This window comes from Catenulispora subtropica, assembly GCF_039531675.1.
GTDB classification, from domain to species: Bacteria; Actinomycetota; Actinomycetes; order Streptomycetales; family Catenulisporaceae; genus Catenulispora; species Catenulispora subtropica.
The window spans coordinates 51,698-67,490 of record NZ_BAAAQM010000014.1 but is presented as its reverse complement, the minus strand read 5'-3'; the positions used below and the strand labels follow the sequence as shown (position 1 = coordinate 67,490).

Annotated in this window: 14 protein-coding genes; 9 read left to right on the top strand and 5 right to left on the bottom strand. The window is 70.3% G+C overall.

The annotated features are described in order from the left end of the window. Positions 1-4: 4 nt before the first annotated feature. Positions 5-373: a DUF2784 domain-containing protein gene (locus ABD466_RS14430; RefSeq protein WP_344657531.1), complete on the top strand. Its 369-nt coding sequence runs from the start codon at positions 5-7 to the stop codon at positions 371-373. Here ABD466_RS14430 and ABD466_RS14425 read toward each other — a convergent pair. Then, a complete protein-coding gene (locus ABD466_RS14425; protein WP_344657530.1) occupies positions 345-1,559 on the bottom strand; it encodes a mannosyltransferase family protein in 1,215 nt (404 codons plus the stop codon). The two genes, ABD466_RS14430 and ABD466_RS14425, sit on opposite strands and share 29 nt — an antisense overlap. Positions 1,560-1,833: 274 nt before the next feature. Between ABD466_RS14425 and ABD466_RS14420 the strand changes: the two genes are divergently transcribed. Beyond that, positions 1,834-2,670, top strand: coding sequence for a DUF72 domain-containing protein (locus ABD466_RS14420; RefSeq protein WP_344657615.1), 837 nt, complete (start codon positions 1,834-1,836; stop codon positions 2,668-2,670). A gap of 36 nt (positions 2,671-2,706) precedes the next feature. On the opposite strand, the gene ABD466_RS14415 is transcribed toward ABD466_RS14420, so the two are convergent. Further along, positions 2,707-3,195 carry a hypothetical protein gene (locus ABD466_RS14415; protein WP_344657529.1) on the bottom strand — a complete coding sequence of 163 codons (489 nt, stop codon included), beginning with the start codon at positions 3,193-3,195 and terminating at the stop codon, positions 2,707-2,709. Positions 3,196-3,470: 275 nt separating this feature from the next. After that, positions 3,471-4,949, bottom strand: a complete 1,479-nt coding sequence (locus ABD466_RS14410; protein WP_344657528.1) for a hypothetical protein — start codon at positions 4,947-4,949, stop codon at positions 3,471-3,473. A gap of 276 nt (positions 4,950-5,225) precedes the next feature. Between ABD466_RS14410 and ABD466_RS14405 the strand changes: the two genes are divergently transcribed. The 7 genes from ABD466_RS14405 to ABD466_RS14375 all read left to right on the top strand — a co-directional run bounded on the left by ABD466_RS14405 (position 5,226) and on the right by ABD466_RS14375 (position 13,487). Then, positions 5,226-5,609, top strand: coding sequence for a hypothetical protein (locus ABD466_RS14405; RefSeq protein ID WP_344657527.1), 384 nt, complete (start codon positions 5,226-5,228; stop codon positions 5,607-5,609). 96 nt (positions 5,610-5,705) lie between these two features. Next, entirely contained in the window at positions 5,706-6,869 is a 1,164-nt protein-coding gene (locus ABD466_RS14400; RefSeq protein WP_344657526.1) for a cystathionine gamma-synthase, read from the top strand. A gap of 135 nt (positions 6,870-7,004) precedes the next feature. Next, positions 7,005-7,958 carry an EamA family transporter gene (locus ABD466_RS14395; protein WP_344657525.1) on the top strand — a complete coding sequence of 318 codons (954 nt, stop codon included), beginning with the start codon at positions 7,005-7,007 and terminating at the stop codon, positions 7,956-7,958. Positions 7,959-8,060: 102 nt separating this feature from the next. Then, positions 8,061-11,333, top strand: a complete 3,273-nt coding sequence (locus tag ABD466_RS14390) for a serine/threonine-protein kinase (RefSeq protein ID WP_344657524.1) — start codon at positions 8,061-8,063, stop codon at positions 11,331-11,333. A gap of 25 nt (positions 11,334-11,358) precedes the next feature. Next, on the top strand, positions 11,359-12,336 hold the full coding sequence (locus ABD466_RS14385) for an ROK family protein (protein ID WP_344657523.1): 978 nt from the start codon (positions 11,359-11,361) through the stop codon (positions 12,334-12,336). A gap of 63 nt (positions 12,337-12,399) precedes the next feature. Continuing rightward, entirely contained in the window at positions 12,400-12,951 is a 552-nt protein-coding gene (locus tag ABD466_RS14380; protein WP_344657522.1) for a histidine phosphatase family protein, read from the top strand. A 47-nt stretch (positions 12,952-12,998) separates the two neighbouring features. Beyond that, positions 12,999-13,487 (top strand): DUF6985 domain-containing protein, encoded by a 489-nt coding sequence (locus ABD466_RS14375; RefSeq protein WP_344657521.1) that lies wholly within the window; start codon positions 12,999-13,001, stop codon positions 13,485-13,487. 97 nt (positions 13,488-13,584) lie between these two features. On the opposite strand, the gene ABD466_RS14370 is transcribed toward ABD466_RS14375, so the two are convergent. Together ABD466_RS14370 and ABD466_RS14365 are read right to left on the bottom strand one after the other, a co-directional pair. After that, on the bottom strand, positions 13,585-15,240 hold the full coding sequence (locus ABD466_RS14370) for an MDR family MFS transporter (RefSeq protein WP_344657520.1): 1,656 nt from the start codon (positions 15,238-15,240) through the stop codon (positions 13,585-13,587). After that, on the bottom strand, positions 15,233-15,730 hold the full coding sequence (locus tag ABD466_RS14365; protein WP_344657519.1) for a MarR family winged helix-turn-helix transcriptional regulator: 498 nt from the start codon (positions 15,728-15,730) through the stop codon (positions 15,233-15,235). The genes ABD466_RS14370 and ABD466_RS14365 overlap by 8 nt, the downstream gene beginning before the upstream one ends. Positions 15,731-15,793 lie beyond the last annotated feature (63 nt).

Here is a 15,793-nt window from a genome sequence, read left to right as displayed (position 1 = left end):
CGGCATGGGATACCGACTCCTGGCCGACATCACGGTGGCGGTGCACATCTCCTTCGTCGCGTTCGTGGTGGTCGGCGGCTTCCTGAGCCTGCGCTGGCCGCGCGTGCTCTACGCGCACGTCGCGGCCGTCGCCTGGGTCTGCCTCCTGATGGTCGGCCTGAACGTGACATGCCCGCTCACCACCGTCGAGAACTGGGCCCGCGAACGCGGCGGCGAGGGCGGCATCCCGCAGGGCTTCGTCGAGGCCCACCTCACCGGCACGCTCTACCCGTCGGACATGGAATGGCTGTTCCGCACGCTGGTCGGCGTCGCGATCGCCGGTTCGTGGTTCCTGCTGGCCCGGCTCACGGGGAGCCGTAGGTCAGCGGCATGAACCACGCGTACCAACCGGACATCGCCGCGATCGCCACCATCGCGACGACCAGACCGCGTGTCTTCGCCCACGCCAGCGTCTGCGCGATCGGCAGCAGCAACGGGAAGGCCGGCATGAGCTCCCGCGGAACGATGAAGCTTTGGCGGTGGCTGCCCAGAACGAGTACGGTCAGCGCCGCGCAGAAGACGAGCAGCGGCCAGGGCAGCCGGCGGTGCGCCAGGACGAGCAGGAACGGGACGGCGACCATCGTCGCGCACGCGATCAGGAACACCACCGGCGGTTTGTCGCCGCGGCCGTCGAACAGGGACGTCAGGTCCTCGTAGGTGGTGCGGCCGCCGTCGAACCAGTTGCTCCACACGTCGTGCTGCATGCGGAAGTAGCCTGTGAGGCTTCCGAAGTGGTGCCCGACGCTCAGGACCCACGCGAGCAGGCCCAGGGGGGCGATGGCGGCACCGGCCCAGGGGCGCCAGCGGGCGTCGCCGTCTCCTTGGCCGCCCCCATCCTCCCGGCGGACGATCGCGACGAGGGCGGCGAGACCGACCGCGACGATGAGGGCGGATGCCGAGGGACGGGTGAGACCTGCGAAGAACGTCAGAATGCCGGCGGTGAGCCACGCGCGGCGCAGGAGCGCGTGGAGCGTCCAGGCGGCAAGGGCCGTGAACAGGCCGTCGGCGTACCCCCAGACTTGGATGATGGCGCTCGGCACGACGGCCCACAGGGCGACGAGGATCAGCGCGGTCCGGCCGTTGGTGATGCGCTCGCCGACGTAGCGGATGCCCACGGCAGCCGCCGAGCCGGTGAGAAGCGAGACCAGGACACCGGCGTAGTTGAAGCTGGTTCCGGTGATCGCCTGGAACCCGCGGACCAGCATCGGGTAGAGCGGAAAGAAGGCGTAGTCGGTGCTGTGACGGTAACCGTCCTGTGCTATGCCGAGGTAGAAACTCGAGTCCCAGCCTTGGTGCAGGAACTTGTTCAGCGGTTCGCCGCGCGCGTGGAGGATCCACAACAGCGCGAGGAAAGCCACGACATGCAGGCCGTTGTAGACACCGAGAGCGACCACGATGGAGCGGCGGTGTGAGGCGAAGCCACGGAGCGAGAACCGCTCGTTTTCGGGTTCTGCGATCTCACTGATCGCCTCGACGGTCTTCTCGGCTTCGACGGCCTCGTGTTCGACGGCAGTGGACACCGTACCCCCCCCGGTTAATGCTTTGTGTGCTGGACCGCAACCCCCATGTCGGTCTTCGGTCAACCCTGCTCACGGCGTGGCTTTCCGCGATTTTCAGGCGATACGAGCTTAAGAGGACGTCACGACGGGCCGCAAACTCCGTTCAGAAAGTGGAAAGTCAGGAGTCTGTCCTCGCCTTCTGCTCAACAGGTGGCTTCCAAGAGTTCGCCCGTCGTGCCTTGTTACAGCTTGTTACAGTCGCCAGGTGAAGGGTTCGCTACACGTCGGCTGCGCGATGTGGACGTATGCGTCATGGAACGGCCGTCTGCTGCCGCATCCCCTGCCTCCGCGCGAGCGCCTGCGCGCGTACGCGACACACTGCAACGCGGTGGAAGGCAACACCACGTTCTACGCCACGCCTTCCCGCGCCACCGTCGAGACGTGGGCCGCCCAGGCCCCCGACGACTTCCGCTTCCTGCTCAAGCTTCCGAAGCCAGTGACGCACGAACGGCGCCTCGCGGCCGACCTCTTCAGCACCGGCAGCCCACTACACGTCTTCTTCACGGCGATCGAGCCGCTCGGCCGAAAGGCCGCGCTGTGGATCCAGTTGCCGGCGTCGTTCGGCCCCGGCGACCTGCCGACGCTGGCCGCGTTTCTCGGACGAGTCCCGAAGGGCTATCGGTACGCGGTCGAGGTGCGGCACCCCGCCTTCTTCGAAGACCCCGTGGCCGAGCAGCGTCTGGAGAAGCTGCTGACCGAGGCGGACGTGGAGTGGGTGCCCTTCGACACACAGGTGCTGTACGCGACCCCGCCGGTCACGGATGCCGAACGCGAAGCGTGGAGTAAGAAGCCTCGCCTGCCGCGCCGAACCCGTGCCCTGACCCGCTTCCCGATCGTCCGGTACATCGGCCGCGACGATGCCGATCAGACCGTGGAGGGCTGGCAGCCGTGGGCGGACATCACCGCGGACTGGCTGCGCGAGGGCCGGTCTCCGACGGTGTTCATCCACACGCCGGACAACGATGACGCCTTGGTGCTGGCCCGGCGGTTCCACGACGACGTGCGGCGCAGGGTGCCGGAGGTCGAGCCGTTGCCGGAACCGATGCCCGTCGAGCCGCCGACGTTGTTCTGAACGGGGCTCGGCTTCTCCGACGCCAGTGTCGAGTTTCTAAGGCTTCCGATACCGTTTCGCCAGATTCGGATCGCTGTGCCACCACATCTCGCCGGTAGCGGCCGCAGTCGTGGCGGCGGCTTCCTCCGCATCGTCCAAGGGGCTGGGTGCCAGGTGCGGAGGTGCGGGCCGCAGGTAGAACCACCAGCCTGGCACCACCATGAAGATCAGGACCACGGGAAGGACGAACAGTACGCCCGCGAGGTAGCCGGCCACTGCCCCGAACAGCCCGGCGGCAGGCAGCAGCCCCTGGTGGACGCCCGCGTCGAGGTAGTGGTGACTGTCGTCGGCGACGGTCACGGTGACGGTCTTGGAGCGCGAGCCGCCGCCGGTGACGCGAACGGCGTGGTCGCCGGGCCCGAGCTCGAGATCGAGCGACGTACCCTGCTTGACCTTGCCGACGACGGCTCCGTCGACACTGACCTTCATCCGCCCCGCGCGCCCCAAGCCGGGCCGCGCAGCCACGATCGTCACGGTTCCCTGCATGCGACCCTCCCGGCACGTGCCCCGCAAATGGCAAGGCAGTCTAGCTGCGTCCATGCCCGCGGAAAACCCAGCTGATCTTCGCTCTGAACGCGATCGATCCAGCTATCGATGTTCCGGATTCCCGCGCACTCGGAACCCGGCATCTGCTGCGTCCGGGCCATTTTCTTCGTCTTCGTTGGTGGTGCGTGATCATCCTGCCCATGAAAGGAGCCCGTCTCGCTCGGCGTTCGAGCGAGACGGGCTCACGTTTCCTGGCGATCTACTTTCTTGGCGATCTACTTCTTCGGCGTGAACACGAGCACTCGGTCCAGGAGAAGCGCGGAGAGGGCGGGCCGGGTGAGGGTGTCAGGTTGCATGTAGGCGCGGGCCACGAAGCGGACCGTGCTGAGATCCACGGACCTGGTGCCGTTGTACTGGGCGCAGAAGTCGGTGGTGGTCGACGGGAGCTGGGTGACGTGCGGCCCGGTGGGCCCGTTGTCGGCGCGGCTGAAGGTCCAGGCGTAGAACTTGTCCGCGTTCTTCTGGTCCGGGATGAAGTCGCGCGCGCTGCCCAAGAGGGCGACGTTGTCCTTGGCCTCCACGGCCACAGCGGCCTTGGTGTCCGCGTTGAGAGTGATGCTGGAGTAGGTCGCCTGCCCGGTGCTCACGTGGTTGGTGCCGTACGCCACGGCGAAGGAGCCGTCCGGAAGGGAGATGTTGTCGGTGATCGGGTCGTCGGCGTCGTACGAGAGGGCGCCGACACCGGTGGTCGGAGGATCGATCACCAAGTTGTTCTGAAGACCCGGGTACGACTCTTCGAAGCCGCGCTGGACCACCTCTTCGTGCACGTCGTATCCCGGGTGGGCGTCGATGATCCGCTGACGCAGCGTCTGCAGCGTGGGGTTGAGGTTGAGCTCGTTCTCGCCGTTGCCGGAGGTGCGGAGCGGGGGGACCCGCAGCGGGTCGGGCTGATAGACCGGCTGTGTCTGGTCTGCGGCGCCGCTCCCCGGCCGCACTCGGAAGACCTGCAGCGGGGGCGTGGCGCGGTAGTCCTCGAGGGCCTGCTCGAAGCCCGCCTTGGGGACGGATGTGCGGATCCCGAGCAGGAACTCGTCGGTGCCCGCCTCCAGGCCGAGCCGGAACATGGCCGGCGGAATCGTCATGTCGGTCGTCGCGCCGCCGAGCCCGGAGGCGGCCAGCATCTGGTTCACCTCGTCCCTGGTCCGGCGGTTGCCGGTGATCACCAGGGCGAACTGCCGGCTGTACGGCGTCCGTCCGCGCGTGTGAATCGTCTTGAGGTTGACCGGGTCCCCCACGGAGGTCCACAGAACCGGACCGACCGGCAGAGACCCCTTGAGCATGGTGAGGTCGAACGAGAAGTACTCGACCGGCGGCGGTGTCGTACCGATCAGGACGACCGCTTCATCCTGACGAATACGCCATGTCCTCGGCGTATTGGTGTTCGGGGCCTGCCCCGGCACCTCCGGCAGACTGCTGATGATGTACGGCGATTGAGGGTTCGGCCACATGGCGCTGAACACGGCACCGGTGCAGTACTTCTGGTTCAGGATGAACACTTCTTCGGATCCTTGCTGGGACGCGTAGTCGGCCCTCGCCAGCTGACGCTCGAACCGCGCCACCTGCTGGTCGGTGCCGTCTCCCGGGCGTTGCCCGTCACTCGCGGCCGAGGCGGTCGGAGAAGCCTTCAAATGCGGTGCCGACGCAGCCTTGGCCGCCGTCGTGCTGGGCGTGACCAGCAGCGCAGTGGCAGCCAACGCGAGGAATACTCGAGGTCGGTTCAGAAAGTGCTGAATCATGGCAGTACTCATATCGAGGCTGAACTTCATACCGGCCCCGCCACACCGTATGCGTGACTCGACCTCACCCGTCTGGAACAGCGAGCCGGGTCGGCCCTGTCGCTGAACTGGGGCCGCTGGCACCGCGGACAGGTCCACAACGTGTGGACGGTCGCGCACCCGGGTCGGGATGCGGCGGGCGGAAAGGTAGGTATTGTCCTTTTCGGGTAGTACGACCGGGCCCGGGAGGCGTGTATGGATTCGCTGATCGCGCGGGCGGTGGAGATGGTGGCCACGGTCGGGAACGACGGTGGGCCGAACGCGCCCAGTGTTCCCGTCGACATCGGCACCCCGGGGGCGCGGCACGGTCACGCGGAGATCGGCTCCTGGCGGATGCTGATCGTGATGATCATATCGACGATCGTCATCGGGACCGCGGTGCTGATGTACGTCGTCCGGCAGCGGCACCGGCTTCTGGAGCGGCGGCGATTACGCCGGATGGCTGAAGCGGCGACGTCGGCGGGGATGGCGCCGAGGCCGGAAACGCCACCAGAAACGCAGGCGTCATCCACGTCGGCCGCGAGAATCTCCGCCCGAGCCGGTCCCCAGCAACCTCCCGAACCCGCCCCGAAGTCCTGAACCAGACCCCCGCCCAAGCAACCCCCCACCCCGACGCCACCCCGCACCACGCCTTCCACTCCCAGCCGTCCAGCCCCGAACGCGTAACCTAAGCCCATGTCCGCATCTGACGCCCACGCCCACGCCGCCTTCGAGACCCTGGCCATCCACGCCGGCCAGGACCCGGACCCGCAGACCGGCGCCGTCGTCCCCCCGATCTACCAGGTCTCGACCTACAAGCAGGACGGTGTCGGCGGCCTGCGCAACGGCTACGAGTACTCGCGCAGCGCGAACCCCACCCGCAAGGCGCTGGAAGACTGCCTGGCCGCGATCGAGGGCGGCCGGACCGGGCTGGCCTTCGCCTCCGGGCTGGCCGCCGAGGACTGCCTGCTGCGGACCGTCTGCGTGCCCGGCGACCACGTGGTGATCCCGGCCGACGCGTACGGCGGTACCTTCCGGCTGTTCTCCAAGGTGCTCACGCGCTGGGGTCTGGCCTGGACCGCCGCCGACATGTCGGACGCGGCCGCGGTGCGTGCGGCGGTGGTGCCGGGCAAGACCAAGGCGATCTGGGTCGAGACGCCCTCCAACCCGCTGCTCGGCGTCGCGGACATCGCCGCGCTGGCGGTGATCGCGCACGAGACCGGGTCGCTGCTCGTCGTCGACAACACGTTCGCCACCCCCTACCTGCAGCAGCCGCTGGCGCTCGGGGCCGACGTGGTCGTGCACTCCACCACCAAGTACATGGGCGGTCACTCCGACGTCGTCGGGGGTGCCCTGGTGGTGGCCGACGAGGAGCTCGGCGCGGAGCTGGCGTACCACCAGAACGCGATGGGCGCGGTGGCCGGGCCGTTCGACGCGTGGCTGGTGCTGCGCGGGATCAAGACCCTCGCGGTGCGGATGGACCGGCACTGCTCGAACGCGCAGCGCATCGCCGAGGCGCTGGCCGCGCATCCGAAGGTGACGGCCGTGCACTACCCGGGCCTGCCCACCGACCCCGGCCATGAGGTCGCGGCCAAGCAGATGTCCGGCTTCGGCGGCATGGTGTCGTTCCGGGTGGCCGGGGGCGAACAGGAGGCGGTCGACCTCTGCGGGCGGACCGAGCTGTTCATCCTGGGTGAGTCGCTCGGCGGTGTCGAGTCGCTGATCGAGCACCCCGGCCGGATGACGCACGCCAGTGCCGCGGGTTCGCCGCTGGAGGTGCCGAACGACCTGGTGCGGCTGTCGGTCGGCATCGAGTCCGTCGACGACCTGCTGGCGGATCTGCTGCGCGCTCTGGGCTGAGGCCCGGCGGCCCTGGCCGTAGCCGTCACCCCGAAGTCGCTCAAGGGCCACTCCCCACGGAGTGGCCCTTGTCGCTGGTGCCGTGGATCCCGCAGCCTGGCTGCGTACTGTCAGGGTCGCGGAGGGATCAGGGGTATGACACTTGCCGCGAGCGAGGGGCGATTCGAGGCGGCGGCGCCGGAGCCGGCCGTCCTGCCAGGTCGTCCCCGCATGTCCTCGGCCGCCTGGGCGGCCCTCGGCGCCGTCTACTTCATCTGGGGCTCCACCTATCTGGCCATCCGCTACGCCATCGAATCGATCCCGCCGCTCTCCTCGGCGGCGCTCCGCTTCACCCTCGCGGGCCTGATCCTCGCCGCCTTCCTCGCGATCCGCCGCGGCCCGGCCGCGCTGCGCGTCAGCCGCCGTCAGCTGGCCTCCGCCGCGCTGATCGGCGTCCTGCTGCTGGCCGGCGGCAACGGCGGCGTGGTGCTGTCCGAGCAGTACATCCCCACCGGGATGTCGGCGCTGCTGGTGGCGTCGGTGCCGTTGTGGATCGTGGTGTGGCGCCTGGTCGCCAAGGACCGGCCGAATCCGCGGACGCTGGTCGGCGTGCTGATCGGCTTCGTCGGCCTCGTGGTCCTGATCAAGCCCGGCGGCGGGGTCGCGCACAACTACTTCCTGGGTGTCGCGCTGGTCGTCGTGGCGTCGGTGAGTTGGGCCTTCGGCTCGGTGGCGTCGAAGACGCTGCTGACGCCGCCGAAGGACCCGTTCGTCGCCTCCGCCTACCAGATGGTGTTCGGCGGCCTCGGCTGTGCCGTCGCGGCGGCGCTGCACGGCGAGAGCTTCCACCCGGGGGCGATCACCGGAACGTCGGCGTGGGCGACGCTCTATCTGATCGGCGCCGGATCGCTCGTGGCGTTCTCGTCTTATGTATGGCTGCTTAACAACGCACCGATATCCCTCGTCTCAACATACGCATATGTGAACCCTGTTGTAGCGGTCGCGTTCGGGGCTCTCTTCCTCGGTGAGTCGATCACTCTCGCGGTAGTTGCCGGCGGACTGATCGTCGTGCTCGGAGTGGCCGTGGTGATAGCGACGGAGCGCAGGTGAGAGGCAGTCCGGTGAACGCTCGGGGGGACTAGACGAAAATACGTATCATGCCGGGGTACACCCGCTGTGCAAGGGCTCGGGCGCCGTGCACAATTAGCCGCCGTGGCAGGAATATCGGGAGTCTCCGCGGGCGTCGTCCTCGCAGGTCGCTACACCCTTTCCCGGCGGCTGTGGCACCGCGGGATCGGTGAGCTGTGGCTCGCCTCCGACGCGGTGCGCCGGCGCCGGGTGTGGATCCAGGTCTCGGCGAGCGGAGGACTGGAGAACGCCGTCTCCTCCCTGACCCGTGTGCAGCACCCGGCCATCGCCGTGGTGCGCGAGGCCGGGCAGAAGCGCATCGCGCACGAGGACCGGGTCGTCACCGACCACGCCTCGCACTCCCACAAGCTGATCCACAAGAGCGACAGCTACATCGAGTTCGCGGTCTACGACCAGGACAAGGGCACGTCGCTGACCGCGCGGCTGATGAAGGGCGCGCTGACGTCGGCGGAACTCGCCGCGGTCGCGCTGAACGTCGCCGAGGTCTTCGAGACCGTGCACGGCGCCGGCCTGGTCCACGGCTGGCTGCACACCGACTCGATCTGGCTCGGCACCAAGGGCAACGTCTTCGTCGACCTGGCCCTGGGCCTGGCGTTCGAGGGCGACGCCGCGACGCTGGCCCTGGAGGCCGAGTCCGGTTTCGTGACGGCGGCCCGCCTCGGCGGCGAAGCGGCCTCGACGGCGGACGACGTGTACGCGCTTTCGTGGCTGCTGTACGTGTGCATCTTCGGCTGGGAGATCGTGCGCGAAGACCTGGCCCGGGCCCGCGCCGAGGCCGGCGTCGCCCACGGCGGGGGCACGGGCGCCGCGGGCCTCGCGGTCGGGGCGCTCAGCGTCGAGGAGATGATCGCCCTCCTGGCCTTCCGCCGCGAGATCGCCATCGGACGCGTCGTCGAGTACTTCGGCGACGGCTCGGAGCTGGCCGTTCTGTTCGCGAACTGCATGTCCGGCGAGGTCTCGGCGCGACCGTCGATGGCCGAGGTGGTCGCGGTGCTGCGCGGCCGCGAGGAGGCGGTCGCCGCGCTGCCCGCGCCTCCGATCGTCGTCGAACGCGCCGCCGCCGCGAGCGCCGCGTTGGCCCTGGCCGCGGAGGCGGCGGGCGAATCGCTGGGCGCGAGCGTCGAGGACGCGGATTCGGGGATGTGGACCCCCTCCGTGAGCCCGACCGCCGGTGCCCTGAAGAAGGGCATGATCTCCCTCGAAGAATGCGAGGCCGCCCGGGAGGCCGCGGTCATGGCGGCGCTCGCCGAGGCGGAGGCCCGGACCGCCGCCGCGACCGAGGAAGCGGTGTCGCTGGCGACGGCGGCCGCGGTGGCGGCGGCCCTGGCCGAGGCCGAGGCCACGCACACCCGCGTGAACCAGGAGGCGGTCGCGGCCGCGTCGGCGGCGGCGATCGCCGAGGCGCTGGCCGTCGCCGAGGAGCGGCACGCGGCCGAACGCGAGTCGGCGGTCGCCGCGGCCCTGGCCGACCACCAGTCGACGACCGCGGAACTGACCGAGGCGGCGATCGCCGCGGCGGTGACCCTGGCGCTCGCCGAGGCCGAGGCGGCGCACGCGGCGTCGAACGAGGCCGCCATCGTGGCGGCGTCGGAGGCGGCGGTGGCGCTGGCGCTCGCCGAAGCGGAGGCGGCGCACCGCGAGGAACTGGAGACGGCGCGAGCCGAGCACGCCGCAGCGAGCGAAGGAGCGATCGCGGCGGCGAGTGCCGTCGCGGTGGCGGCCGCGATCGCCGAGATCGAGGAGCGGCACCGGGCCGAGCTGGCGTCGACGCGGGCTGAGCACGCCTCGGTCGGCGAGGAGGCTTTGGCGGCGGCGAGTGGAGCCGCGGTCGCGCTGGCGATCGCGGAGTCCGAGGAGCGGCACCGGGCGGAGCTTGAGTCGGCGCGGGCCGAGCATGCCGCAGCGAGCGAAGAGGCGATCGCGGCGGCGAGTGCCGTCGCGGTGGCGGCCGCGATCGCAGAGATCGAGGAGCGGCACCGGGCGGAGCTTGAGTCGACGCGAGCCGAGCACGCCGCAGCGAGCGAAGAGGCGATCGCGGCGGCGAGTGCTGCCGCGGTGGCGGCGGCGATCGCCGAGATCGAGGAGCGGCACGCCTCCGAACTGGAGTCGACGCGGGCTGAGCACGCCTCGGTCGGTGAAGAGGCCATCGCCGCGGCGAGTGGCGCGGCGGTCGTGGCGGCGATCGCGGAGGTCGAGGAACGGTACCGCCTGGAGCGGGAGGCCGCAGAGGCGGAGCAGGCCACTGCTGTCGAGGCCGCGTGTGCGGCGGCCGTGACTGCCGCGTTGGCGGAGGCCGCTGCCGCGCATGAGATCGAGGTGGAGGCCGCGCGGACGGAGGCCGCGCGGAAGGCGACGTTGGCCGCTGAGCGGCATCAGGCTGCCGCGGTCGAAGCGGCTGTCGCGGTGGCTGTGGCCGCGGCGCTGGCTGAGGCCGCCGCCGCCAACGCCGACACGCAACAGCTACCAGCGCACGCGGCCGCCGCCGGTGCGGCCGGCGTCGCGGTCGGCGCTGCCGCCGGAGCCGCGAGTGCCGCGTCCGCGGCCGCCGCACCCCCCTCCGCTCCGAACACTCCCACCGCCGCCACCCCCGGCTCCTCCTTCCCCAAGCCCAAGCCCTGGCTCGTCGCCTCCGGCGGCGCGGTGCTCGGCATCGCCGTCGGCATCGGCATCGGGTACGGCGTCCACGGCTCCAGCCACTCCTCGACTCCCGTCGCGAGCCCGACCAACGGCGTCACCTCCGCCGGCGCCGCCAGCTCCGGCATGTCGAGCGCCAGCACCTCCGACATCGCCGGTGCGGTGGCGCCCACGCCCTCCGGGGGCAGCTCCGGCAGCACCGCCGGCTCGGCGACCGACACGGCGACGGCGACGGCGTCCGCGACCTCCGCCGGGGGCACGGCCGGCACGTCCACCGCTCCCGGAACCGACACGTCGAGCGCCGCCTCCCCGAGCACCCCCGGCGCCTCCGCCTCCCCGAGCGTCCCGGGCTCCTCGCCCAGCGCCCCCAACGGCGGCCCGAACACGGGACCCACGACACCCGCCGCTCCCGGCGCCCCCACCACCCCGCCCCCGGCCCAGCCCACGTCCGCGCAGCAGGCCGAGTCGCAGACCTCGACCATCATCAACACGCAGGTCACCGACACCACCGCGAAGGGGGCGCTGACCCAGTCCCTCTCGCGGGTCAAGGCGGCGCCGGTCGGTTCCGGCAGCTACACGCAGGCGGTGGCGGCGCTCAACGGCCTCATCAACAGCGAGGCGAACCAGGGGGTCATCAGTCCGGCCGTCGCGCAGGCGCTGCACCAGCAGGTGACCTATCTTCTGAGCTTCTCTGGAAGCTGATACCGCACCCCCTAAGGTGTCTGCCATGACCGTGACAGACACCTCGGGGGGCGCGGCTCCGGACGCCCCGGTCCTGGCGATCGACATCGGCGGTACCAAGATGGCGGTCGGGGCGGTGGACGCCGGCGGCGAGGTGCTGGCCGCGTACCGGGTGCCGACGCCGGCCGGGGCGGACGCGGACGGGGAGGCGCTGTACGCGGCGTTGATCGACGCCGTCGACCACCTGCCCTACGACCGCACCGCCTACCGGGCCGTCGGTGTCGGCTGCGGGGGGCCGATGCGGTGGCCGGCGGGGGAGGTCTCGCCGCTGAACATCCCCGGGTGGCGGGGGTTCCCGCTGAGGTGGCGGCTGGAGGCCGACTTCCGGCGGGAGGTGCGGCTGCACAACGACGCAATCTGCCTCGCCGCCGCGGAGCACTGGCAGGGCGCCGGACGGGGCACCGGGAACATGCTCGGCATGGTCGTCTCGACCGGGGTCGGCGGCGGCCTCATCCTCGGCGACCGGCTGATCGACGGCGCCAAGGGCAACGCCGGCCATATCGGCCACATCGTCGTCGACCAGGAGACGCCCTGCGCGTGTGGCGGCACGGGCTGCCTGGAGGCCGTGGCCAGCGGGCCGCGGATGGCCGCGTGGGCGGCGGCGCAGGGCTGGCGCGCCGGGCAGGACAGCCGCACCGGCAAGGACCTCACCGAGGACGCCCGGGCCGGCGACGGGATCGCCGAGGCCGCCTTCACCCGCGCGGGCACCGCTTTGGGCGTCGCGATCGCCGGCGCCGCGGCTCTGTGCGACCTGGAGCTGGTCACCATCGGCGGAGGTATCGTGCAGGCCGGCGAGCTGCTCTTCGAGCCGCTTCGCAGCGCCCTGTACCGGCACGCCCGCCTGGACTTCACCAAGAACCTGAAGGTGGTGCCGGCCGAGCTGGGCCAGGACGCCGGCCTGGTCGGGGCCGCGGCGCTGATCCTGCGCGGCGACGCCTACTGGTCGGCCGATCGGGTGGACTGAGGGGACGCCGGCGGCGCCGATATCCGGGTGACCGCGGCAGGGCTGGACCGGCAGGGTGGACACATGGCCGTCTTCCTGGTCCAGCACGCCGACAAGGTCCGCGAGCCCGGCGACCCGGGCATCACCGCGCGCGGGCGTGAGCATGCGGCGCGTACCGCGTCCTGGGCCCACCGCGTCGGTGTGCGGCGTGTGTATTGCAGCCCTTTGCTGCGATCGCATCAGACCGCGGAGATCATCGCCTCGCCGCTCCGGCTGCGGCCGATCGAGGACGTGCGGGCCACCGAGCGCCTGAACTGGAACGGCGACATCCCGTTCGAGGTCTTCGCGGCCGAATGGCAGCGTACTGTCGAGGACCGCGGTTACACGCCGATCGGGGGCGATTCGTCCTTCACGGCCGCCGCGAGGCTCCGGGACCTGGTCTCCGAACTCGCAGGCCTGAGCGGCCACACGGTGATCGTGACGCACGGCGGCGTCACCGTCGACCTGCTGCGCAGTCTCCTCGGCGGCGCTTCCCTCGGCACCGAACTGCTGATCGAAGGCGTCCCGTCCTGCGCGATCACGACGATCCAGGACGGCAAGCCGCTCACCGTGGCCTCGGTGGGGCATCTCATCTGACGGCAACGGGTTGGTCTCCGCGTCCGGCCGCCGGATATCGTCGCGCCATGGAGATCCCCGGACTCGGCTCTGTCGAAGCCGATGATGAAACCTACATCAGCCATCCGGTCACGGTGCCGGTGCTGGACTACAACGAGGTCGAGTTCTTCGTCGAGGGCTACGACGATGACGACGCCCCCGAGGACTTCCACGACGCGATCGAGGCTTTCCTCGCGCTCGACGAGTCCGCGCTGCAAGCCGCCTCGAAGACGGTGTTCGCGTACTACGAGGACGTCCGCGCCGCCTTCGAGGCGGACGGTCCCCACGAGCAGGTGGACCCGGACGACGACCCCGCGGAGATCGTGGACATCGCCGGTCCGGACGACGTCTGGGAGCACGTCCAGCTCGGCGTCGAGGCGACGATCGCCCGGGAGGCCGACGGCGACGAGGTGTGCGTCACCGTGCAGTGCGGCTGCGACTGGGACCGCGAGCGCGGCCTGCTGCTGGAGTTCCGCGGCGGTCGCGAGGTGAGCAAGGCCGGCCCCGGCGAGGGCTGAATCAGCATCCCCATCACAACGGCGGCCGCCCGGGGATCACCCGGGCGGCCGCCGTTTCCGTCGTGCTTCAGTGCGTCAGCTGTGCCGCAGCCGGGCCTCAGTGCGCCAGCGCCGGCGACTCCACGTCCGTGCCCGCGCCCTCCGGCCGGGCCACCGCCGTCGGTGCCATCGAGCGCAGCCGGTGCTCCTTCAGGAACCAGCTGGCCACGAAGGCGAGGATCCCGAGTCCGGCGCCCACCAGGAACACGGTGGACAGTGCCTGCGTGAACGCGTGCACCAGCATGTGCTGCGCGTCCACGGGCAGGCTGCTCATCGCGTCCTTGCTCTGCAGGGTCTGCATCCCGTGGTCGCGCACCGCGGCCGCCGACGCGCCGCCGCCCGCGGCGCTGCGCAGGTGGCTGGTCAGCTGGTTGGTCAGGATCGCGCCCATCACCGCCGCGCCGAAGGTCTGGCCGAGCGAGCGGAAGAACGTCGACGAGGTGGTGGCCACGCCCATGTCCTTCATCTCGACCGAGTTCTGCACGGCCAGCACCAGCACCTGCATCGTGGCGCCCAGACCCAGGCCGACGATGAACATGAACAGGGAGCTGAGCAGCGAGTCGGTGTTCTCGTCCATGGTGGTCATCAGGCCCAGGCCCACGGTGGTGATCGCGATGCCGGCGATCGGGAACATCCGGTAGCGGCCGGTCTTGCTGATGACCCGCCCGGAGCCGATCGAGGTGGTCAGCAGGCCGACCATCATCGGCAGCATCCGCAGGCCCGCCTTGGTCGGGCTGTCGCCGTCCACCACCTGGAAGTAGAACGGGATGTACATCATCGCGCCCATCATCACCATGCCGATGAGGAAGCCCATGATGTTGGAGACCCGGAACACCGAGCCGCGGAACAGCCGCATCGGCAGGATCGGCTCCGGCGTGCGGATCTCCCAGAGCACGAACAGCGCCAGCACCACGACGCCGGCGGCCGCCAGCCCGATGATGACCGGGGAGCCCCACGCGTACTGCTGGCCGCCCATCTGCGCCGCCAGCAGCAGGCACACCACGCCGGCCACGACCAGCGTCGCGCCGATGTAGTCGATGGCGGCCTTGACCCGGCGCTTGGGCAGGTGCAGCACGGCGCTGATGACGAACAGCGCGATGATCCCGATCGGCAGGTTCACGTAGAACACCCAGCGCCAGCCGGTCACGCCCATGATCGAGCTGTGCTCGGTGAAGATGCCGCCCAGCAGCGGGCCGGCCACCATCGCCAGCATGAACACGCCGCCGAACAGGCCCTGGTACTTGCCGCGCTCGCGGGGCGGGACCACGTCGCCGACGATGGCGAAGGTCAGGCCCAGGATGCCGCCGGCGCCCAGGCCCTGCAGCGCCCGGAAGGCGATGAGCTCGTCCAGGTTCTGCGAGAACCCGGACAGGAACGACCCGAGCAGGAACAGCCCGATCGCGGTCATGTACAGCGGCTTGCGGCCGAACAGGTCGGACAGCTTGCCGTAGATCGGGGTGGCGGCGGTCGAGGCCAGCACGTAGGCGGTGGTCACCCACGGCATCCGGGCCAGGCCGTCCTTGCCGCCGATGTCGCCGATGATCGTGCGGATCGCGGTACCCACGATCGTGTTGTCGAGCGAGGCCAGCAGCAGGCCCAGCATCAGGGAGCCGAAGACCACCAGGATCTGCTTGTGGCTCATGGTGGAGCCCTCGGCCACTTGTGGTGCCTGAGGGCTCGCTATGTTCTCGGGGGCTTCGGTGGTCTCACTCATGTGTTCCGTCTTCCGTTGTGGGGCTCTTCGTTTCGTTCCTCTTCGCGACGATGGCGCTGAAGTCCTCGACGTACCGGACCATCAGGCGGGACAGGGTCCGCAGATCCTCCGGGTCCCAGTGCGCGAAACCCTCACGCATCGCCTCCATGCGCTTCTGCCAGAAGTCCTCGACGTGCCGCCGGCCGAGTTCGGTCAGGTGCAGCTGGGTGGCGCGGCGGTCGTCGGGGTCGGCGACCTTCTCCACCAGGCCGTCGGCCTCGAGGTGGGCCACGTGCCGGGAGACCGTGGACTGGTCCAGGAACAGCTCCTTGGCCAGGTCGCTGGACCGCACCGGACCGCACTTGGACAGCATGAACAGCGCGGAGATCTGACCGCCCTCGGGCTCCTTGCGAGCCCGCATGATGCGCTGGAAGAGCATGCCCATGGTCTTGCCGAGCTCGCTGTACTCCTCATCGCTCAGCTGCTCGCCGGGACGCTGGTCGCCGCTCATCGGTCGTCTTCTCTCCGGGAAGGTGTCGGGGGAGATGCTTGGTTGCTGCAAGCATATAGCTAG

Bases quoted from the DNA above. Each gene is read 5' to 3' on its own strand.
- ABD466_RS14415 (WP_344657529.1), bottom strand. From the start codon at position 3,195: ATGCAGGGAACCGTGACGATCGTGGCTGCGCGGCCCGGCTTGGGGCGC.
- ABD466_RS14405 (WP_344657527.1), top strand. From the start codon at position 5,226: ATGGATTCGCTGATCGCGCGGGCGGTGGAGATGGTGGCCACGGTCGGG.
- ABD466_RS14370 (WP_344657520.1), bottom strand. From the start codon at position 15,240: ATGAGTGAGACCACCGAAGCCCCCGAGAACATAGCGAGCCCTCAGGCA.
- ABD466_RS14375 (WP_344657521.1), top strand. From the start codon at position 12,999: ATGGAGATCCCCGGACTCGGCTCTGTCGAAGCCGATGATGAAACCTAC.
- ABD466_RS14385 (WP_344657523.1), top strand. From the start codon at position 11,359: ATGACCGTGACAGACACCTCGGGGGGCGCGGCTCCGGACGCCCCGGTC.
- ABD466_RS14420 (WP_344657615.1), top strand. From the start codon at position 1,834: ATGTGGACGTATGCGTCATGGAACGGCCGTCTGCTGCCGCATCCCCTG.
- ABD466_RS14380 (WP_344657522.1), top strand. From the start codon at position 12,400: ATGGCCGTCTTCCTGGTCCAGCACGCCGACAAGGTCCGCGAGCCCGGC.
- ABD466_RS14400 (WP_344657526.1), top strand. From the start codon at position 5,706: ATGTCCGCATCTGACGCCCACGCCCACGCCGCCTTCGAGACCCTGGCC.
- ABD466_RS14395 (WP_344657525.1), top strand. From the start codon at position 7,005: ATGACACTTGCCGCGAGCGAGGGGCGATTCGAGGCGGCGGCGCCGGAG.
- ABD466_RS14365 (WP_344657519.1), bottom strand. From the start codon at position 15,730: ATGAGCGGCGACCAGCGTCCCGGCGAGCAGCTGAGCGATGAGGAGTAC.
- ABD466_RS14430 (WP_344657531.1), top strand. From the start codon at position 5: ATGGGATACCGACTCCTGGCCGACATCACGGTGGCGGTGCACATCTCC.